General features: G+C 75.8%; 8 protein-coding genes and 1 pseudogene. 4 read left to right on the forward strand and 5 right to left on the reverse strand.

Annotation, left to right across the window (positions count from 1 at the left end; all coding sequences use genetic code 11):
- Positions 1-397: 397 nt before the first annotated feature.
- Together ACIRBX_RS05485 and ACIRBX_RS05490 are read right to left on the reverse strand one after the other, a co-directional pair.
- Positions 398-1726: pseudogene (locus ACIRBX_RS05485) on the reverse strand (PP2C family protein-serine/threonine phosphatase); the annotation flags it as partial.
- A 232-nt stretch (positions 1727-1958) separates the two neighbouring features.
- On the reverse strand, positions 1959-3371 hold the full coding sequence (locus tag ACIRBX_RS05490; RefSeq protein WP_402293900.1) for an NAD(P)/FAD-dependent oxidoreductase: 1413 nt from the start codon (positions 3369-3371) through the stop codon (positions 1959-1961).
- A gap of 355 nt (positions 3372-3726) precedes the next feature.
- On the opposite strand from ACIRBX_RS05490, the gene ACIRBX_RS05495 reads away from it, so the two are divergent.
- Positions 3727-4563 (forward strand): TetR/AcrR family transcriptional regulator, encoded by an 837-nt coding sequence (locus tag ACIRBX_RS05495; RefSeq protein WP_402293901.1) that lies wholly within the window; start codon positions 3727-3729, stop codon positions 4561-4563.
- A 266-nt stretch (positions 4564-4829) separates the two neighbouring features.
- A complete protein-coding gene (locus tag ACIRBX_RS05500) occupies positions 4830-7004 on the forward strand; it encodes a sigma-70 family RNA polymerase sigma factor (protein WP_402293902.1) in 2175 nt (724 codons plus the stop codon).
- Between the two features lie 60 nt (positions 7005-7064).
- Here the strand turns inward: ACIRBX_RS05500 and ACIRBX_RS05505 are convergent, their stop codons facing one another.
- The 3 genes from ACIRBX_RS05505 to ACIRBX_RS05515 form a co-directional block, all read right to left on the reverse strand.
- Positions 7065-7766, reverse strand: coding sequence for a DsbA family oxidoreductase (locus tag ACIRBX_RS05505; RefSeq protein WP_402293903.1), 702 nt, complete (start codon positions 7764-7766; stop codon positions 7065-7067).
- A 143-nt stretch (positions 7767-7909) separates the two neighbouring features.
- Positions 7910-8428 (reverse strand): universal stress protein, encoded by a 519-nt coding sequence (locus tag ACIRBX_RS05510; protein WP_402293904.1) that lies wholly within the window; start codon positions 8426-8428, stop codon positions 7910-7912.
- A gap of 396 nt (positions 8429-8824) precedes the next feature.
- Entirely contained in the window at positions 8825-10984 is a 2160-nt protein-coding gene (locus ACIRBX_RS05515; protein ID WP_402293905.1) for an asparagine synthase-related protein, read from the reverse strand.
- Positions 10985-11833: 849 nt separating this feature from the next.
- Between ACIRBX_RS05515 and ACIRBX_RS05520 the strand changes: the two genes are divergently transcribed.
- Together ACIRBX_RS05520 and ACIRBX_RS05525 are read left to right on the forward strand one after the other, a co-directional pair.
- Positions 11834-13255, forward strand: coding sequence for an MFS transporter (locus tag ACIRBX_RS05520; protein WP_402293906.1), 1422 nt, complete (start codon positions 11834-11836; stop codon positions 13253-13255).
- 251 nt (positions 13256-13506) lie between these two features.
- Positions 13507-15078, forward strand: a complete 1572-nt coding sequence (locus ACIRBX_RS05525) for a TROVE domain-containing protein (RefSeq protein WP_402293907.1) — start codon at positions 13507-13509, stop codon at positions 15076-15078.
- Positions 15079-15092 lie beyond the last annotated feature (14 nt).

Consider the following 15092-nt stretch of genomic DNA (forward strand, 5'->3'; position numbering starts at 1 on the left):
CTTCCTTCGGTCTGCCTTCCGGCAGGCCCTCCGGGCGCTTCGTTCTTTCGTGTTCTTAGCTTACCAGATGTTTTCCGCTCCGTTTCCGGCGCTTCCTTCATCCAACTCGCTTGCGTCTTCTGCGACCTGACGGCCTGTCCGACGTTTCAAACCTTAGCCGATCCCCGCTCCGAAAAGCGAATCCGGCCCGATCTCCTGAATTTGCGCACAGCAATTCGCACTGGAACGCGACAAGGCGCGACCCAGCTCGAATGAGAAGTGGTGTTTCAAGAGATCGGCTACCCCGGGACCGTCCGTGCAGAGCGCGCGTCCGGTTCTCCCTGTCAGGCAGCTCGAAGAACACTAGACCTCTTCGGGAGCCGCGTCAACCCGAGGCCGGGCGGGCATCCACCCGCACCTGGAAGGCCAGTACCGCGACGTCGTCGTCGTGATCGGTGGTGACGCCCATCGTGCGGAGCAGCCGGGCGCAGACCACCTCGGGGGTGCCGATGGCGCCGGCCAGGGTGTGGGCGAGCTGGTCGATGCCGTGGTCGATGTCCTCGTCGCGGCGTTCGACCAGGCCGTCCGTATAGAGGACGCCGCTGGTGCCGGGGAGGAGGCGGAGGGTGTGGGAGATGTGGGTGCCGCTGCCGGTGCCGAGCGGGGGGCCGTTCTGCTCCTCTCCCCTCAGGACGGTGCCGTCGGGGGCACGGAGCAGGAGGGGGAGGTGGCCGGCCGAGGCGTAGACCAGGGTGGCGGGCGCCGGATCCCAGACGGCGTAGGTGCAGGTGGCGATCTGGTTGGCGTCGATCTCCATGGCGAGGCCGTCGAGGAGGGTCATCACCTCGTGCGGGGGGAGGTCGAGCCGGGCGTAGGCGCGGACGGCGGTGCGGAGCTGGCCCATCACGGCGGCGGCGCGCAGGCCCCGGCCCATCACGTCGCCGATCACCAGGGCGGTCCGGCCGCCGCCGAGTCCGATGACGTCGTACCAGTCTCCGCCGACGGCGGCCTCGGCTCCGCCCGGTTGGTAGGTGGCGGCCACGGTGAGGCCGTCGGGCTGGTCGAGCTTCTGCGGGAGCAGGCTGCGCTGGAGGGTGACGGCGGCTTCGCGCTGGCGGCTCTCGGCTTCGCGCAGGCGGGTGGCGGCGTGCACCTGGTCGGTCACCTCGGCCGCGTAGACCAGGACGCCGACGGGGTGGCGGACGGTGTCGTCGGCGGTGCCGAAGCCCTCGCCGACGGTGGCGGGCCCCGAGCCGACCAGCAGGGCGGCCGACGCGGCGGCGGCTGCCGCGGCCGGGTCGGTGCCGCCCTCGCTGCCCAGCGGCACGCAGGAGACGTTGTAGTAGCGGCTGCCGTCCAGGCCGATGATCCGGCGGGCCTTGACGCTGCGGGCCCGGCCGCTGCGCAGCGCCTGGTCCATCAGGGGGAGCACGCCGAGGCCGGCCAGCTCGGGGAGGGCCTCGATGGCCGGCAGTCCGGGCGGACGGTCGCCGAACAGGGCCCGGTAGGCGCGGTTGGCGTAGCCGAGCTGGTGCAGCGGGCCGTAGGTGACGGCGACCGGGGCGGGGAGGCGGCCGAGGACGTTCCGCAGGTCGTAGAGCTCGTGGATCTCGCGCAGGTCGAGCAGGGCGCCGGGCACGCCGGGTTCGCGCGGGGCGGGCAGGTTGACCGGCTCGCCGGGCGCGGGGGGCGGAGCGGGGCGCCAGGGTGCTCCGGTGAGCCTGGCGCTCCAGCGCATGAGGTTCAAGCGAGGGCCGTTCCGTCGGGGGACCAGCTCGACGGGTCCGGGGGTACCCGAGCGAGTTTCTGACGGATCATCACATCGTGTGCTTGACAAGCCACTCGGCGTGACGGTCCGAATGGGCTGATCCTGTCAGGCCGGGGCGGTATTCCGGAAGTCGTACGACCGTTGCGGGGCGTTTCGTCCCATCCTGTGGGACACGCCGTACCCACCGGCACCTCGGTCGCCCCGGCCCCGGTCACGGTTTGAAGCCCGCCTGGAACTCCGAACGCGGGTGTTCGACCGCACCGAGCGAGACCACCTCGCGGTGGAACAGACCCCCGAGCAGCCAGCCGGTGAGCACCCTGATCCGGCGCTCCCTGCTGGGCAGCCCGCGCAGGTGCCGGGCCCGGTGCAGCCACCAGGCCCGGCGGCCGGTGAGCCGGCCGCCCCGGCTGGTGTGGGCGACCGCCCGGCGCAGGCCCAGTGAGGTGGAGCAGCTGAGTCGGCCCGGCTGGTAGGGCGTCAGGGGACGGTCCGTCAGGGCGGCGGCCAGGTTCTCGGCCAGCAGGGTGGCCTGGGCCACCGCGTGCTGGGCGTTGGGGGCGCAGTCGGCGGGGTGGCCGAGCCGCTCGGGGGCGGTCGGGTCGGGGACGGCGGCGCAGTCGCCGGCGGACCAGAGGCCGGTCACCGCGACTCCGTCAGGTCCGGCCGCCTGGAGGGTGGGCAGGCAGCGCACCCGGCCGTGCCGGTCGAGCGGCAGGTCGGAGTCGCGCAGCAGCGGGGCGGGGCGGACACCGGCCGTCCAGACCAGGGTGCGGGCGGCGAAGCAGGAGCCGTCGGAGAGGGCCATCCGGCGGTCGGCGGCGGATTCCAGGGTGGTGGAGAGCCGGACGTCGATGGAGCGCTCGCGGAGCTCGGCCAGGGTGTGGTCGGCCAGCTCGGGCGGCTCCTCGGGGAGGATGCGGTCCCGGGCCTCGACCAGCACCCAGCGCAGGTCCTCGGGCTGGAGGTTGTGGTAGCCCTTGGCCGCGTACCGGGCCATGTCCTCCAGTTCGGCCAGCGCGCCGACCCCGGCGTAGCCGGCGCCGACGAAGACGAAGGTCAGGGCGGCCTGCCGCAGCTCCGGGTCCCGGGTGGTGGAGGCCAGGTCGAGCTGCTCCAGCACGTGGTTGCGCAGGGCGACCGCCTCCCCGACGGTGGCGAAGCCGAGGCCGTGCTCGGCCAAGCCGGGCACCGGCGCGGTGCGGGAGACCGAACCGGGAGCCACCACCAGGACGTCGTACGGCAGTTCGGTCAGCTCGACGGCGCCGTCCCGGTCCACCGGGGTGAGCGTGACCCGGCGCTCGGCGTGCTCGATCCGGACCACCCGGGCGGTCAGCACCCGGCACTCGGGGAGCAGCCGGCGCAGCGGCACCACCACGTGGCGCGGGTCGACCGAACCGGCCGCGACCTCGGCCAGCAGCGGCTGGTAGGTGAGGTAGGGCCGGGGCTCGACCAGGGTGATCTCGGTGCGGCCGTCCCGGAGTTCGGCCTTGAGCAGCTGTTGCAGACGGAGGGCGGTGGCGGTACCGGCGCAACCGCCGCCGACGATCAGGATCCTGATGGGGCCACCTCTTTCCGGGGTGAGCGCGTGGTGGACGGCCGGGGCCCGCCCGGCCGCGTCCTCCATGACGCCCTGTCGGGTGGGGTCTTGTCCACAGGCCGTACCGGATCGGGTGGTGGAATCCGGCCGGAGGGTGACCTCGGGATGGCCCGCAGGGTGGCTCGGATTCGCCACTGTCCGGGCCTTTAGGTCCACTTCTGCCGCGAACTTCCTTGAACTATGGTCGGATTGTGCGCTGGGCCGGACGGTGTCCGGCCCGCGAAGCTGTCCGACTGCAGTGGGCCCGACCGGGGAAGGTGGGCGCGGACGTCCGCCCGATCCGGGGTGGCACCGTCCTGAGCGGGCACCGCCGGGCACCTGGGGGGTGCCGAGCGGCCGGACTGTGTGGCGCCCGCCCGGGCGCCTTCGGGGGAGGTTGGTTATGACTGATCAGGAACAACTGCTGGGGCTGCCCGTGCCACCGTCGGCCGGCCGCGGCCCGGCCGGAGTGGTGCCGGAGCAGCGCGGACCGGGTGCCAGGGAGAGCTACACCGTGACTGACGAACCGTCAGGCGCCGCGCGGCTGAGGGTGGATGCCCGTCGGAACCTGGAGAGCGTGCTGCGCGCGGCCCGCCAGGTCTTCGGCGAGCTCGGCTACGGCGCACCGATGGAGGAGGTCGCCCGGCGGGCCGGGGTCGGCGTCGGCACCGTCTACCGGCGCTTCCCGAGCAAGGAGGTGCTGGTCCAGCGGATCGCCGCCGAGGAGGTGGCCTGGCTGACCGCGCAGGCCAAGGAGTCGCTGTACGGCAGCTCCGGCCCCTGGGAGGCGCTGGCCGGGTACCTGTCCCGGGCGGTCGGCTCGGGGGCCGGGCGGCTGCTGCCGCCCTCCGCCTTCCGCTACGCCGAGGAGCTGGCCACCTTCCGGGACGCGGACGGGCCGCAGGTGCCGGAGCAGTTGCGCCGCACCGAGGACGCCGAGCCCGTCGGGGCCGTACCGCAGTCCGGGCCCGGGCAGCCGTCCGGGCAGCGCGCGGTGGAACCGGCCGGGGACGCGGATCCGCGTCAGCTGCTGCACCTGCTGGCCGCCTTGGTGGCGCGGGCCGGTGCGGCCGGGGAGCTGCGGCCGGGGGTGACCGTCGCGGACGTGGTGCTGGTGCTGACCGCCGCCGTGCCGGTGCACGCCCGGCCCCCGCGCGAGGACGAGGAGGAGGGTCAACTCCAGGACGCCCCGGCCGAGCGGCTGTTGCAGCTCCTGCTGCACGGACTGCGGGCCCGCTGAGCCGCTTCCACCTGCGCTGAGCAGGCGTTCCGTCGGCGGTGCCGGGCCCGGTGCACCTCTCGGACCTGGCCCGCCGACGGTGCCCGTACGGGTGGGTCCGGACCGGTGCGGCTTCCCGTGCCCGCTCCGCTATGCCATTCTTTGGCCGTGCTTGGAGCCATTGTCCCGTTGCGTGCCGTTCGCCCGGCCGAGGCCGCGCCCCGTGCCGGAGCCGGGCTCCGGGCCGGGGCGGGGCACCGGCCCGACCGCACCCGCCGGGAGGCATCGTGAGCGCCGAGGAGCAGAACGACCCCGGCCACGGGCTGGACGCGCCCGGCCAGGTCCCGGACCAGGCGAGCGCCCCGATCCGCGAGTCGCTGCCCGGCGGCCGGACCGCACCGGTGCCGCCGGGCCGGGTGCCCGGACAGGCGGCGGCCGGCCAGGGCGGGGTGAGCCCGGAGGCGTTCGTCAGCCCGCCGGGTGAGCCTGCCGCCCGCCCGGTGGTGCCCGCTCCCGCCGATCCGGTGGACGGTGAACGCCCGCCCTCCGACGCCGAGTTGACCGCGATGGTGCGGGCCGGTGACGACACCGCCTACGAGGAGATCTACCGGCGGCACGCCGACTCGGTGCGCCGCTACGCCCGGACCTGCTGCCGGGACAGCTTCACCGCCGAGGACCTGGCCGGTGAGGTGTTCGCCCGTACCCTGCAGGCCCTGCGGGCGGGCAAGGGGCCGGAGTTCGCGGTCCGCGCCTACCTGCTGACGGCGGTGCGCAACGTCGCCGCCGCCTGGGCCCGCAGCGAGCGCCGCGAGCAACTGGTCGACGACTTCAGCACCTTCGCCCAGACCTCGGCCGCCACCATCGACCTGGACCTCGCCGACCCCGGGGCCGACGCCTGGGCGATGGCGATGGCCGACCAGCGGATGGTGATGCAGGCGTACGCCGAACTCCCCGAGGACGACCGGGTGGTGCTCTGGCACACCGAGGTCGAGCGGGAGTCGCCGAAGACCGTCGCGGTGATGCTCGGCAAGACCGCCAACGCCACCGCCGTCCAGGCCCACCGGGCCCGGGACCGGCTGGCCGCCGCCTTCCTCCAGGCCCACGTGTCGGGCAGTCAGGCCCGGGACTGCGAGGCGTACGCCAACCGGCTCGGCGCCTACGCGCGCGGCTCGCTGCGCAAGCGGGCCTCGGCCGAGGTCGGCCGGCACGTCCAGGAGTGCGACCGCTGCACGGCGGCCTACCTGGAGCTGACCGAGATCAACACCGGCCTGCGGGCGGTCCTGCCCGGCGGGGTGCTGGTCTGGGTCGGGGCCGGGTACTTCACGGCCGCCGCCGCTGCGGTCGGTCTCGGCGCGGTCGGGGCCGGGGCGGTGGTCGGCGCCACGGCGACCGGCACCGCGGCGGGCGGCACGACGGCGGGCGGTGCGGCCGCAGGCGGCGCCGCAGCGGGTGGCGCGGCCGGGTCGGCCGGCGCCGGTGGCTCCGGCGGTGGGGCCGCCCTGGCCGGGGAGGGCCTCGGCACGGCCGCCAAGGCCGGGATCGCGGCCGGGATCGCCGTGGTCGCGGCGGCCGTGGCCGCGTACGCCTTCACCGGCTCCTCCGAACCGGCCCGGCCGACGGCCGCACCGGCCGTCTCCGCACCGGCCGTACCCGTCGCACCGTCACCGGCCGCGCCCGCACCGGCCGTTCCCAAGCCGGTCCCGGCCCGGCCGACGCCGACGCCGGCTGCGCCCAGCCCCACCCCCACGCCGGTCCGCCCGGTCGTCCCGCCGCCCGCGCCCAGCCCGACGCCGACCCCGGCTGCCTCCACGCCGGCACCGGCCGCGCCGAGCCCGACGCCGACCCCGGCTCCCACGCCGACGCCGGAGCAGCCCGCTCCGCCGCCCGCACCCAGCCCGAGCCCGCCGGCGCCTCCGGTGGTCACCCCGCCACCGGCCCCCAGCCCGTCGGTGCCCGTCCCGCCCACACCGACCCCGCCGGTCCCGTCCCCGACGCCGACCCGGCCGCAGGTCTTCGACTTCTGGGCCGACGACCTGCCGTTCGGTCCGCCCGGCGGCCACCGGGACACCCCGCCGACCCCGACCATCCGGCGCGGCGGCGGCTGGCTCTGGCAGCGCACCGGCCTGTGGATCGACGGCACCCGCTACCAGCGCGGGCTGAGCACCCGGGTGCCCGCGCAGATCACCGTGGACCTCAACCGGACCAGTTGCACGTCCTTCCGCGCGGTGGCCGGGCTGGAGGACGGCGGTCTGCGGTTCGGCACCGTCCGGCTCTCGGTCGAGGGCGGGGACGGCACCGTGCTCTGGCGCTCCGGCCCGCTCGGGCCGGGCGACCCGGCCGTGCCGGTGACCGTCGACCTCACCGGTCAGCGCTCGTTCCGCCTGGTCGCCCGGCAGGACGCGGGCGGCCTCGGCCTGCTCGACCTGGCCGACTGGGCGAACGCCCGGATCAGCTGTACCTGATCCGGGCGTTCGGGGGGCGAGCGTTCGGGGCGGCGGGTGGACCGATCCGCTGAGGGGTCGTCAGACCGCGCAGCTGCCGTCGTCGCAGGCGCCGGCCGCGTCGGTGCCGCCGGCCGGGGTGTCCGTGCCGGCGGTCTCGGCGGCCACCTGCTCCAGCACACGCAGGAAGGTGTCGGCCTCCTGCCCGCCCTGGACGGCCCACTTGCCCTCGAAGACGAAGGTCGGCACGGCGGTGATGCCGAGCTCCCGGCCCTCCGCGATCTGCGCCCGGACCTCGGCCAGCCCCTCGTCGCCGGCCAGGTAGCCCGCGACCCGGTCGCGGTCCAGCCCGGCGGCCACCGCGAGGTCGGTCAGCGCGGCCCGGTCACCGACGTCCACGCCCTCGCTGAAGTGCGCGGTCAGCAGCTTCTCCTTGAGCACGGCCTGCACCTGCGGGCCGTACTCGGCCTCGGCCAGGTGCAGGAGCCGGTGCCCGAGCAGGGTGTTGGCGTGCAGGGCGGTGTCGAAGTCGAAGGTGATCCCCTCGGTACGGCCGAGCTCCGTCACCCGGGCGTCCATCGCCACCGACTGCGGGCCGTACCGCTCGGCCAGCCACGCGCGGTGCGGCGAGGCGGTCTCGGGGGCGTCCGGCACCAGCTGGTACGGCCGGAAGACGACCTCCACGCCGTCCTTGCCCTCGAAGCGGTCCAGCGCCTGCTCGAACCGGCGCTTGCCGACGAAGCACCAGGGGCACGCGATGTCCGACCAGATCTCGACCTTCATGACTCTCCTGCTGCTCCGGGCGTTCGGGGGACGGAAAGGTGAACTATCAACCAAGCTGTCCTGATTCCCGGACGGGCGGGCTGTGACGGCGGTCACCGGGGCGGGCAGGGCCGACGGCTCGGACGGCGGGCGGGTCGGCTGTTCTAGACGGCGGGCGGGGCCGGGACGACCAGGACCGGGCAGGCGGCGTGGTGGACGGCGGCGGTGCTGACCGAACCGAGCAGCAGGCGGCTGAAACCGCCGTTGCCCCGGGTGCCGACGACCAGGGTGTGCTGGCCCCGGGTGCAGCGGAGCAGCACCTCGATGACGTTGCCGAGCACCACGTGCAGGGCGATCGCGCCCTGGAAGGGGCGGCCCCGGGTGGTCTGGACGGTGGCCACGGCGCGGCGGAGGCCGTCGGCCATGCTGGCCGACAGGCGCTCGATGCTCTCCTGCACGAGCTCGATCATCCCCGGCGGGTAGCCGGTCGGGGACGGGTTCACCACGGCCAGCACGTAGAGCGGCAGGCCGAACAGCTCCGCCTCGCTCATCGCCCGGTCGAGGGCCCAGAGCGAGCCGTCCGAACCGTCGCACGCCGCCAGCACCCCGGGCGGGCCGCCCACGGGCACCTCCCCGGACACCGGCAGGCTCTCGGGGGCCGCGATCTTCTCCGTGCTCGACACTCCCCCATGATGGACCGTCAGCTACCGGAACCGGGGCGCGACGCGAGGGGTCTGCGCGCGGGGGAACGGGAGCACGTGCAGGTGCCGCGACTGCGCCGACCTCGCGCGTGGTTGCTTCCGCCGTACCCCGGGGCCTCTGGCCAGTGGTCCGGGTACGCCAAGGACCGGAACCACGTGCAAGTGACCCGACTGCCCCGACCCCACGCTCGATCGCCTTCCGCACCCGCGCAGTTCCCCGCGCCCCCCAAGCCACCGGCCAGTGGTCCGGGGACGCCAAGGACCGGAACCACGTGCAAGTGACCCGACTGCCCCGACCCCACGCTCGATCGCCTTCCGCACCCGCGCAGTTCCCCGCGCCCCCGAAGCCACCGACTACCGGCCTCGGGCCGAGCGGCCTCAGGCCGGGCGGGCGAGGGCTTGGCGGGGTGGGGTGGGGAGGCCGGTCCAGGAGGTGCCGTGGCGGCGGGCGTGGATGCGGCGGAGCCAGAGTTCGGTGGAGACCAGTTCGGCGAGGCCGGCCACGGTGTCGGGTGAGGGGTCGGTGGAGCGGAGGGTGGCCAGGGCGGTGCGGACGGCGGGGAGGTCGATCAGGCCGGCTTCGGCGAGCAGCGGGGCGCGGAACAGCTCGGCGAGCCCGTCCGCCGCCCGGTGCAGGCCGGCCCGGTCGGCGGCGTCGCGGCCGGGGCGGGGACCCCAGCCGGGCGGCAGGTCGGTCCGGGTGGCGCCGGCCAGCACGGCGCGGAGCAGGGCGTGCCGGGCACCGGGCTGGAGCCGGGTCTCGTCGGGGAGCAGCCGGGCGGCCCGGACCACCTGGTTGTCCAGGAAGGGGGCGTGCAGGCGCTGGCCCTGCTGTTCGGCGGCGTGCAGCAGGGTGCGGTACTCGGCGGCGTGCCGGTGCAGCGCCTGCCGGGCCCGGCGGGCGCCGGGCGGTTCGGCGGGGGCGGGGGCCCGGGCGGCCAGCCGGAGGCGGAGGGCGACGGCGGAGAGGGCGTCGTCGGAGAGCCAGCGGGCGGCGGGGCCGGGGACGCACCAGGCCAGTTCGGCCACCGAACGGTCTCCGGGGCTTCCCCCGCCGGTCCGGTGGCGGACCGTCAGCCGGACCGCCGCGTCGTCCAGTGCCTCCGCGTACCGGGCGCGGGCCAGCCGATGGGCGGCGCGCCAGACCGTGAGGGGCGTGCGCACGGTACCGAACGCGCTGGTGGCCGCCGCCCGCTCGGCGCCGGCCAACGCCGTGACCGGGCCGGCCAGCCGCCGGGCCCGGCCCGCTCGGACCAGGTCCGCCAGCCGGGCCGGATGGCCGTCCAGCACCTGGCGCGCACCGTAGCCGGTGAGGTGGTCGGCCCCGCCCGCCTCGAAGCGGTGGCCGAGCCGGGCTGCCGCGACCAGGGCGGTGCCGGGCTCGTCGGTCAGCGGTCCGGGCGGCACCGCGCCGGGGCCCTCGGGGCCCGCCAGCCCGGCCAGTTCGGCGTACGGCAGTGGCGAGGGCACCAACAGCTGCCGCAGCGGCGGGAGTTCGAGCTCCGTACCGGGCGGCCCCTCCTCCGGGAGGGTGACGGCGGTGAGCCGCTCGGGGGTGGCCGGGGCGGATGGGGCGGAGTCCGCCCGGTCGGCCGGGCGGGCCCAGGAGCCCTTCACCGCGCCGCTCCTCGGAGCGGGCTGCGGGCTCTCCGCCGGGGCCACCGGGGGTACCGGGGCCGCCGGCGCCGGGGCGATCGGCACGGCGGCGGCCAGCAGGGCCACCGTCGCCGACCCGGTCCCGTACGAGAGGTCCGCCCCGAGCCGGGGCCGGCCGGCACCGGGGCGGGAGGCCCGGACCCGGCAGCGGACCGACTCCAGCAGCGCCCGGGTCAACTCCCGGACGGCGGGCGCCTCCTCACGCGGGGTCGGCGCGCCGCTCTGCTCCGGCTCGTAGCCGGTGACGTGCGCCCTCCCGTTGCGGATGCCGAGCAGGTGGCCGGGCGGCACCCGGCGAACCCCCAGGTAGGGCGTGGACTCGCCGAGCGCCTCGGGCGATTCGGGGCAGGCCAGCCGGGCCGCCAGGTGCCCGGTGTCCAGCGGTGCACCCACCAGGTCGGCGAGCGGGAGGGCGGCGGTGGCGTAGGCGGTGCCGCCCTCGTACGGGGTGTGGAAGACCGGCAGCACACCGGCCAGGTCGGTGAGCAGCACGGTGGACCGGGGGCCGGTGCGGAGCACCGCCGTGTAACTGCCGGGCCAGGTGGTGAGGTGGCGGACGGCGCCGCCCCGGGCGGTGGCCAGGCCGGCCGCGAGCTCGGCGTCGGAGGCGCCGCAGCGGCCCAGTACGGCGAGCCGGACGGTCCCGGGCGGCTCGGCGGCGGCAGGGGCCGAGGCGGGGTCGGTGTCGGCGGACGGCGGACCGGTGGTGACCACGGCGGGCGCCCCGGGGCGCAGCGTCACCAGGCGGATCTCGTCGGGGCGCCAGTCACCCACCGCCCAGAGCGGGCTGACGCCGTGCCAGAGCACGGTGGCGGCGATCGGACGCACCTCGCCCGGCCCGGCCCCGGGCGAGCTCCCGCACCAACCCGTGAGCCACCGCATCGCGCCTCCCGCTCCGCCCGAGCCCTCCGGAGGCCATCGTGCCACCATCTCCCCCGGGGCTCACGGGACTTACCGCAGTAGACGGTCCGTCAGGAAGACGGCCCTGCAGAGCGGATCGCCGAGGAGGCGGCCACCAGGGCCCGGAACTCTGCCGAGAGCGGCACCGGGACGGACGGGCAGGACAGCGACGCCACCCTCATCCGCCCCGCCGACGGACAGACCCGGGCCACCTCGCGGTTCGCACGGACCCCCGCGCCCGGGCGCGCTGCGCGGCCGACGCGGAGCGGGCCGGGCCCTCCCCTCCGGGGCCCGGCCCGTCCGCCCGGAGGTGCATTGGCATGGGCATCGCATAATGGCTGAAATGCGTCACCCGGCCCGGGAGGGCATCCGCATGCCCTCCCGGACCCCACCCCCGCCCGCGGGGATGTCGGCGGAGGTGTCCCCCGGCCCGCCGGGTCCTCGTCGGCGGGCCGACCCACAGCCTCCAGCGAATCGCCGACCAGCCCATCGGGCCAGGGGGCACGGCCGGGCGCACGTCTGCACCCGACCGGAGCACGCCCGTCCGGCACGACCCCGGAGGGGCCACGGCACCCGCGCGCCACCCCCGGGCACGACCCCTGGAGCGGCACGCGATCCCGCCATCCGGAATCCGGACTCTTAACCCTCGGAACCCGTACGACTACGCTAGGTGGTGCAAGCAGTGGCTCGCGCCGGACGCCGTCGGCGGGCACGCCACCCCATCCGCCACCCACCCACGGCCACCGCGCCGTTCACGATCAAGCCACCGTGCCCGGGCGCGCGCAGTTTCCGCAGACCCGCAGCACCGCGCCAGGGGGTGCCGCAGCCACCATGACCGCCACTTCACGAGGGCCGAACGAGCGACTCGGGACGCTCCTCACCGTGGCCCAGATCAGCAACGCCGGCCTGGCCCGCAGGGTCAACGACCTGGGCGCGCAGCGGGGCCTGACGCTCCGTTACGACAAGACCTCGGTGGCCCGCTGGGTCAGCAAGGGCATGATCCCGCAGGGGCCGGTGCCGCACCTGATCGCCACCGCGATCGGCTCCAAGCTGGGCCGCCCGGTGCCGCTGGACGAGATCGGCCTGGGCGACACCGACCCGGCCCCGGAGCTCGGCCTGGCGTTCCCGCGCGACGTGCCGGAGGCGGTGCGCTCGGCCACCGACCTGTGGCGGGTGGACCTGGAGCTGCGCCGGGGGCCCGGCGGCGGGCGGTGGAGCGACAGCCTGGCCGGGACCTTCTCGGTCTCGGCGTACGCGACGCCGGTCTCCCGCTGGCTGATCACGCCGGCCGACGGTTCGGTGGCCCGGGAGGCCGGGGTGGCCGATCCCTCCGGCTACCGGGTCGGCCACTCGGACGCGGCCAAGCTGCGCGAGGCGGCCCAGGAGGCTCGGCGCTGGGATTCCAAGTACGGCGGCGGGGACTGGCGTTCCTCGATGGTCCCGGAGTGCCTGCGGGTGGAGGCGGCACCCCTGCTGCTCGGCTCGTACAGCGACGCGGTGGGCCGGGCCCTGTTCGGCGCGACGGCCGAACTGACCCGGCTGGCCGGGTGGATGGCCTTCGACACCGGCCAGCACGAGGCGGCCCAGCGCTACTACATCCAGGCGCTCCGGCTGGCCCGGGCCGCCGCCGACGTCCCGCTCGGCGGCTACGTGCTGGCCTCGATGAGCCTCCAGGCCTGCTACCGGGGCTTCGCCGAGGAGGCGGTCGACCTCGCGCAGGCCGCGCTGGAGCGCAACCGGGGCCTGGCCACCACCCGCACCATGAGCTTCTTCCACTTGGTGGAGGCCCGCGCGCACGCCCGGAACGGGAACGCCGCCGCCTGCGCCGGGGCGCTCTCCGCCGCCGAGAGCGCCCTGGAGCGCGCGCGGGCGGGCGACTCCGATCCGGCCTGGATCGACTTCTACGCCTACGACCGGCTGGCCGCCGACGCCGCCGAGTGCTTCCGCGACCTCGGCGAGCTGTCGAAGGTCCGTCAGTTCACCCGAGAGGCACTGGCCCGGCCGACCGAGGGGTTCGTCCGCTCGCACGGCTTACGCCTGATCGTCTCGGCGATGGCCGAGGCCGAGGCCGGGGACCTGGACGCGGCGGTGGCGGCCGGCGAGCGGGCGGTGGAGGTGGCCGGCCGGATCTCCTCGCAGCGCAGCCGGGAGTACGTCCTCGAACTGCTCCGCCGGCTGGAGCCACACCAGGAGGAACGGAGGGTCCGCGAACTCACCGAGCGGGCCCGGCTGATGCTGGTGGCCCCCGCCTAGAAAACCGCGTGCCCCCGCCTCGGCCGTCCGGCTAGCCTGTCTCTCGTCCAGGTGCGCAGGTGGGGGCTACTTCTTAATCTGTGGGTTGCGGGTTCGAGTCCCGTCCCCGCTTCGGGCGGGTGTAGCTCAATTGGCAGAGCAACAGCAAAACCTCCGCCGCTCCGGTTCTCTGGACGTTCTCGTCACCTCGGGGTGCCCTCACCGGGCACCCCGAGGCGTTTCCGTCACCACCCGAGCGAAGGAAGTCCGGCATGTCCCGGTTCAACCAGCGGCGGTCCGCACCGCCGACCCGTGGTCCGGCCTCGCCGGTGACCACCACCGGGCTGCTGACGGCCAATCACAACGGCGGCACCGGCCACCTCCGCGACGCCCGCTCCGAGCTCTTCCTGCTGGCGGTGGCCAACCTGGTCGGGCAGCGCTCCTTCTACGAGGAGGCCGCCGACCGGGACGACCGCTACTCCCTGCTGGTCCGTCAGCTGGCGGTCGGCGACCCGGAGTGGACCCTGGCCCTGCTGCGCTGGCTCCGCTACGGCGCCGGGCTGCGCACCGCCGCCCTGGTCGGCGCGGCCGAGTTCACCCGGGCCCGCCTCGACGCCGGGGCGCCCGGCTTCTCCCGGCAGGTGGTGGAGACCGTGCTGCGCCGGGCCGACGAGCCGGGCGAGCTGCTGGCCTACTGGACCGCCCGCTACGGCCGGGCCCTGCCCAAGCCGCTGAAGCGCGGCGTGGCCGACGCCGTCCGCCGGCTCTACACGGCCCCGGCGCTGCTCAAGTACGACACCGCCGGCAAGGGCTTCCGCTTCGGCGACGTACTGGAGCTGACCCACCCCGCCCCCGATCCGGCCCGGCCGGAGCAGTCCGCGCTGTTCCGCTTCGCGCTGGACCGCCGGCACCACCCGGAGACCGCCGAGCCACCGGCCGACATCGAACTCCTGTGCGCACATGACGAGTTGACCCGCGTCCCGGTCGAGCAGCGGCGCGCCCTGGTGACCGACCCCGGCGGCGCCGAGCGGCTGGCCGCCGCCGGGATGACCTGGGAGGCACTGGCCGGCTGGCTGCAGGGGCCGCTGGACGCGGCGGTCTGGGAGGCGGTCATCCCGTCGATGGGCCCGATGGCGCTGGTCCGCAACCTGCGCAACTTCGACCGGGCCGGCATCGGCGAGCGGGCCGCCGCCGAGGTGGCCCGGCGGATCTCCGATCCGGTGGAGGTGCGGCGCTCGAAGCAGTTCCCGTTCCGCTACCTGGCGGCGTACCGCAACGCCTCGAAGCTCCGCTGGGGCGCCACGCTGGAGACCGCGCTCGGCCACTCGCTGGCCAACGTGCCCGAACTGCCGGGCCGCACCCTGGTACTGGTCGACCGCTCGGGCTCGATGTTCTGGAGCCTCAGCAGCGGGACCGACCTGAGCTGGGCGGACTCGGCCGCGCTGTTCGGCACCGCGCTGGCGCTCCGCGCCGAGCAAGCCGACCTGGTGCAGTTCGGCGCCTCCCACCACCGGGTCGAGTACGCCCGGGGCGAGGGCGTGCTGCAGGTCCTGGAGCGCTTCACCGACCTCGGCGGCACCGAGACGGCGGCGGCCGTCCGGGCCACCTACCGCGGCCACGACCGGGTGGTGATCGTCACCGACGAGCAGGCCGCCCCGGGCGACGCCCTCGCCGCCGTCCCGGCCGAAGTGCCGGTCTACACCTGGAACCTGGCCGGCCACGCCACCGGCCACGGCCCGTCCGGCGGCGCCGCCCGGCACGTCTTCGGCGGTCTCAGCGACGCCGCCTTCCGGCTGATCCCGCTCCTGGAGCAAGGCCGGGACAGCGGCTGGCCCTGGGAGTAGGTTGACTGCTCGTC

The sequence above is a fragment of the Kitasatospora sp. NPDC096147 genome, assembly GCF_044763225.1.
GTDB lineage: Bacteria > Actinomycetota > Actinomycetes > Streptomycetales > Streptomycetaceae > Kitasatospora.

Bases quoted from the DNA above. Each gene is read 5' to 3' on its own strand.
- ACIRBX_RS05490 (WP_402293900.1), bottom strand. From the start codon at position 3,371: ATGGAGGACGCGGCCGGGCGGGCCCCGGCCGTCCACCACGCGCTCACC.
- ACIRBX_RS05505 (WP_402293903.1), bottom strand. From the start codon at position 7,766: ATGAAGGTCGAGATCTGGTCGGACATCGCGTGCCCCTGGTGCTTCGTC.
- ACIRBX_RS05495 (WP_402293901.1), top strand. From the start codon at position 3,727: ATGACTGATCAGGAACAACTGCTGGGGCTGCCCGTGCCACCGTCGGCC.
- ACIRBX_RS05520 (WP_402293906.1), top strand. From the start codon at position 11,834: ATGACCGCCACTTCACGAGGGCCGAACGAGCGACTCGGGACGCTCCTC.
- ACIRBX_RS05515 (WP_402293905.1), bottom strand. From the start codon at position 10,984: ATGCGGTGGCTCACGGGTTGGTGCGGGAGCTCGCCCGGGGCCGGGCCG.
- ACIRBX_RS05525 (WP_402293907.1), top strand. From the start codon at position 13,507: ATGTCCCGGTTCAACCAGCGGCGGTCCGCACCGCCGACCCGTGGTCCG.